Raw genomic sequence first — 4,561 nt, forward strand, 5'->3', positions numbered from 1 at the left:
GTTTATATATTCAACCCGCCGGTGGCCCATTCCCAACCCCCCGGGGGCGTCTTTGTGTGGTGTGGTGGGGGTGGGTGGGGGGGGGGGGGGGCGGGGGCGCCCCCCCCCCCCCCCACCTCTGCTGCCGCGTCGCTCGGGCTACAGCGCGCCGAATCCCACCCGCCGGGTGCTGGGCTCGCCGATCTCCACGTAGGCGATCCGGTCGGCCGGCACCAGGACCTTGCGGCCCTTGTCGTCCGTGAGGCTGAGCAGCTGCGCCTTGCCGTTGAGCGCCTCGCCGACCGCGCTCTCGACCTCTTCGGCGGAAAGCCCGCTCTCCAGAACGATCTCGCGGGGCGTGTGCTGCACCCCGATCTTGACCTCCACGGCTATGTCCCTCCGACGGTCCGTCTCTGCGCGGTGAACCGCGCCGTACGCAGCACACATTAGCCCGGTGAAGGGACGGACCACGGGTCGACCGGCAACGCCCGCAGCGAACACGGGCCGTCGTCCCCGCGGGGCTCAGTGCTGATCGACGCCGTGCAGCGGGAATCCCGCGATGCCCCGCCAGGCCAGCGACGTGAGCAGCTGCACCGCGGTGTCCCGGGGAATGGCGGAACGGCTGGAGAGCCAGTAGCGCGCCACGACCTGGGAGACGCCGCCGAGTCCGACCGCGAGCAGCATCGATTCGTCCTTGGACAGGCCCGTGTCCCCCGCGATGACGTCGGAGATGGCCTCCGCGCACTGGAGCGAGACCCGGTCGACCCGCTCGCGGACCGCGGGCTCGTTCGTCAGGTCGGACTCGAAGACCAGGCGGAAGGCGCCGCCCTCGTCCTCCACGTAGGCGAAGTAGGCGTCCATCGTCGCCTCGACGCGCAGCTTGTTGTCCGTCGTCGAGGCGAGGGCCGTGCGGACCGCCTGCAGGAGCGACTCGCAGTGCTGGTCGAGCAGGGCGAGGTAGAGCTCCAGCTTGCCCGGGAAGTGCTGGTAGAGAACGGGCTTGCTGACGCCCGCCCGTTCCGCGATGTCGTCCATCGCCGCCGCGTGGTAGCCCTGCGCGACGAAGACCTCCTGGGCGGCGCCCAGCAGCTGATTGCGTCGGGCACGGCGAGGCAGCCGGGTGCCCCGCGGGCGCGCCGCATCTGTCTGCTCGATGGCTGTCACGCCGCCTCCCAAATTCGTGTTCGAACGCAGTCGTACCGTGCACGCTGCGCCGTGGGCCCATCGTACTTTTGAGTAACCCGGGTGTGCGCGGCGCGGACGCAGAATTTCACGGACCGGACGACTGCGGTAGCCGCGGACGACGCGGTATATGCCGCGAAGGGGTGCGTTCTACCGGTAATCGTCCTCGTCCTCCGGGACGACACGGGCCTGCTCGGCGGCGTCCGCCTCGTTCGCCGCGGCGCGGTCGATGCCGGTGAGCGGTTCGTCGTGCTCCGGCCGGACCCCGGCCCTCTGTTCGGCGCTGTCGGCTTCCGGGGCTTCGGGGTCCGGTTCGTCCGGCTGGGAATCCTCGAACGTCTCCGGTTCGCTCGGGTCGGCCGTCATGATGGCTCCCTTCCTCTTCCTTGCAGCCTAGGAGCAACCTCTGGCGTGCGCTATGCGGCCTGTGACCGCGAACACATGAACCACCGCGTGATCGTCTCGTAACATTGCCGCATGTCTTCGACCGAGCTGCCCGGTATCCACGCCGCCGCCGCCGCGGTGGCACCCACGGTCAGTGCCGTCCGGGTCGCCGAGGGAGAGGAACTGCGCTCCGTCACGCTGCCCGGCCTCACTCTGAACGTCCGCTCGCGCCCCCCGGAGGCGGCGGGAGCGGCTCCCGCTCTCTTCGTGCACGGTCTGGGCGGCTCCTCCCAGAACTGGTCGGCCCTGATGCCGCTGCTGGCGGACACCCTCGACAGCGAGGCGGTCGATCTCCCGGGCTTCGGGGACTCCCCGCCGCCGGACGACGGCAACTACGCGGTCACCGGACACGCGCGGGCGGTGATCCGGCTGCTGGACGCGGACCGGCGAGGGCCCGTTCACCTTTTCGGTAATTCTCTGGGCGGCGCCGTTGCCACCCGGGTCGCGGCCGCCCGGCCCGATCTGGTGCGCACCCTCACGCTCATCTCCCCTGCTCTGCCCGAGATCCGGGTCCAGCGGCCGGCCGTGCCGACCGCCCTGCTCGCACTCCCGGGCGTCGCTTCCCTGTTCGTCAGGCTCACCCGGGACTGGACCGCCGAACAGCGCACCCGTGGAGCCATGGCACTCTGTTACGGCGATCCGGCACGAATCTCCGACGAAGCCTTCCGCCACGCGGTGGCCGAGATGGAGCGCCGGCTGGAACTGCCGTACTTCTGGGACGCCATGACGCGCTCGGCGCGGGGCATCGTGGACGCCTACACGCTGGGAGGTCAGCACGGGCTGTGGCGCCAGGCCGAGCGGGTGCTCGCGCCGACCCTGCTGGTGTACGGCGGACGGGACCAGCTCGTCTCGTACCGGATGGCACGCAGGGCGTCGGCGGCCTTCCGCGACTCGCGCCTGCTGACACTGCCCGACGCCGGGCACGTGGCAATGATGGAGTACCCGGAGGCGGTCGCCCAGGCCTTCCGGGAACTGCTCGACGAACGTGGCGGGAGCTGATCCGGGGCGTGGGACGACACAGTCGAAAGGGCCCCGAGGCCACCCGGCGCGACACCGGGACCGTGACGGGCGCCGGTGCGGAACGAGGCACCGGCAGGCGTGGGCGGGACTCCGCCACCCCGCCTCCGCGGGAGGGCCACAGCCCGTTCCGCGACGCTCCGCAGGTGCGGGGCGGACACCCCGAACAGCGTGAGCCCGGGGGCGGCTGGGGCACCGTGCCGCAGCCTCCGGACGGCGGCCGGCGGGATCTCGCGGCCCCCGGCGGTCAGGACGTCTTCCGCGCCCGCCAGGCCGCCGTGGCCCGGCAGCAGGCGGCACAGCGGGAGGCCGAGCGGCGTGCGGCGGGCGCGGGGGCCGGCGGTGCGGAGCTGATACCGGGACCGCGCAGGGAATTCCTCGAGGCGTTCGACACCGCTCCCTCGCGCCCCGCGGGGCCGGTTCCGCCCGAGGGCACGGCCAGGACCTCCGTCGAGGCCGACGCCGTCCCCGAAGACGGCGTCCCGGACGACGGCGCTCCGGACGACGGCGATCCGGACGGCCGACGGCCGAAGGGGGGCAAGGGCCGCACCTTCACCGGGATCGCGGCCGCCGCCGTGACCACGGTGCTCGCGGTCGTCGTGGCCGGGCAGGTGGCCGGGGACTCCGGGGGCTCGGTGGACGGTCCGCCGTCCTCGGGCGTCGACCGGCAGGACTCCGAGGACGCCTCCCGCTCGGTGGACCGGCAGACCCCCCAGGTGCAGCGGCAGGAGGTCAAGCCCATGTCGTACGCGCAGAAAATGGCCACCGCCTTCCCGCTGGCGGCGGACCTGAAGGCGTCCGGCGCCTTCGAGGCGGTGCCGGGGCTGGCCAAGGCACCTGGCAAGGGGCACGAGTACCGGTACCGGATCGACGTCGAGAAGGGGCTCGGTCTCGACTCGGGGCTGTTCGCCGAAGCCGTGCAGAAGACGCTCAACGACGACCGGAGCTGGGCGCACAACGGCGCCATGACCTTCGAGCGGATCTCCTCCGGCGAGCCCGATTTCGTGATCACCCTCGCGAGTCCCGGTACGACCGGGGTCTGGTGCGCGAAGTCCGGCCTGGACACCACCGAGGACAACGTCTCCTGCGACTCGGCCGCCACGGACCGCGTGATGATCAACGCCTACCGCTGGGCGCAAGGGGCCTCGACCTTCGGTCCGGACAGTCTCCTGAGCTACCGCCAGATGCTGATCAACCACGAGGTGGGCCACCGGCTGGGGCACAACCACGTGAACTGCCGCACCCCGGGAGCCCTCGCGCCGGTGATGCAGCAGCAGACCAAGACCCTGGACATCGACGGCATCAAGTGCCGGCCCAACCCCTGGGTCCATCCCGGAAGCTGACCGGCGGGGGAGGCGCCTCGTCCGCGATACGGGACGGGTGTCTCGCCGCGCTTCGGCGTCGGGGCCGGCCGCACGCGCGGGCCGGGTCACCGCCGTGGACGGGGTCCCGCTCACCCCCCGCCCTCTCCGTGCGGACGGGACCCTCGCCGCCGTGGGGTGAGCGGCAGCGGCGAGACGACCCCCGGCCGCGTGCTCGTGCGGCTGCCCGGCCCGGCGGACCCCGGTGCGGCGGCGGTGGGGCCGGATCGTCGAGCGAGGAGCCGCCTTCGGGGTCCGCGGATCGCTGCGGGACCCGTGCGCGGGACGGCTCCCGGTGGCGGTACCCGCCCTCGATCCGGCACGTGCCGCGGATCGCCGTGCCGTCCGCTCGGAGTTGGCCGCAGCCTGACTCCGCGTCACCGATCCCGTTCCTGTCGCAACAGAACGCGACTGGAGCGGGAAAGTTACGCCGGTTCACCCCTTTCGGTGGTGGGGGGGGGCCCCCCGCCCCCCCCCCCCCGGGGGGGCCCCGAACGTGGGGCCCCCGTGAGCCCCCCCACCACCCCCGCCGCCCCCCCAGGGGCGAGGGGGGGGTGGGGGGCGGCTCGGGACACAAC

Annotated in this window: 5 protein-coding genes; 2 read left to right on the top strand and 3 right to left on the bottom strand. The window is 72.9% G+C overall.

The genetic code is table 11. The features are described 5' to 3' along the window. Positions 1-138: 138 nt before the first annotated feature. The 3 genes from ACIRJR_RS08750 to ACIRJR_RS08760 form a co-directional block, all read right to left on the bottom strand. Positions 139-366 (bottom strand): DUF3107 domain-containing protein, encoded by a 228-nt coding sequence (locus tag ACIRJR_RS08750; protein WP_167526138.1) that lies wholly within the window; start codon positions 364-366, stop codon positions 139-141. A gap of 135 nt (positions 367-501) precedes the next feature. Beyond that, positions 502-1,143 (bottom strand): TetR/AcrR family transcriptional regulator, encoded by a 642-nt coding sequence (locus ACIRJR_RS08755; RefSeq protein ID WP_403775896.1) that lies wholly within the window; start codon positions 1,141-1,143, stop codon positions 502-504. A gap of 168 nt (positions 1,144-1,311) precedes the next feature. Then, complete coding sequence (locus ACIRJR_RS08760; RefSeq protein ID WP_403775899.1) at positions 1,312-1,527, bottom strand: hypothetical protein; 216 nt, start codon at positions 1,525-1,527, stop codon at positions 1,312-1,314. A 111-nt stretch (positions 1,528-1,638) separates the two neighbouring features. Between ACIRJR_RS08760 and ACIRJR_RS08765 the strand changes: the two genes are divergently transcribed. Further along, on the top strand, positions 1,639-2,604 hold the full coding sequence (locus ACIRJR_RS08765; protein WP_403775902.1) for an alpha/beta fold hydrolase: 966 nt from the start codon (positions 1,639-1,641) through the stop codon (positions 2,602-2,604). A gap of 8 nt (positions 2,605-2,612) precedes the next feature. Then, the gene (locus ACIRJR_RS08770; RefSeq protein ID WP_403775905.1) at positions 2,613-3,965 is read left to right on the top strand and encodes a DUF3152 domain-containing protein; all 1,353 of its coding nucleotides are present in this window, start codon (positions 2,613-2,615) and stop codon (positions 3,963-3,965) included. Positions 3,966-4,561 lie beyond the last annotated feature (596 nt).

The sequence above is a fragment of the Streptomyces sp. NPDC102402 genome (assembly GCF_044765765.1).
Lineage (GTDB): Bacteria > Actinomycetota > Actinomycetes > Streptomycetales > Streptomycetaceae > Streptomyces.

What these genes read in the sequence shown, in the direction of transcription:
- ACIRJR_RS08760 (WP_403775899.1), bottom strand. Translation starts at nt 1,527, where the DNA reads ATGACGGCCGACCCGAGCGAACCGGAGACGTTCGAGGATTCCCAGCCG.
- ACIRJR_RS08765 (WP_403775902.1), top strand. Translation starts at nt 1,639, where the DNA reads ATGTCTTCGACCGAGCTGCCCGGTATCCACGCCGCCGCCGCCGCGGTG.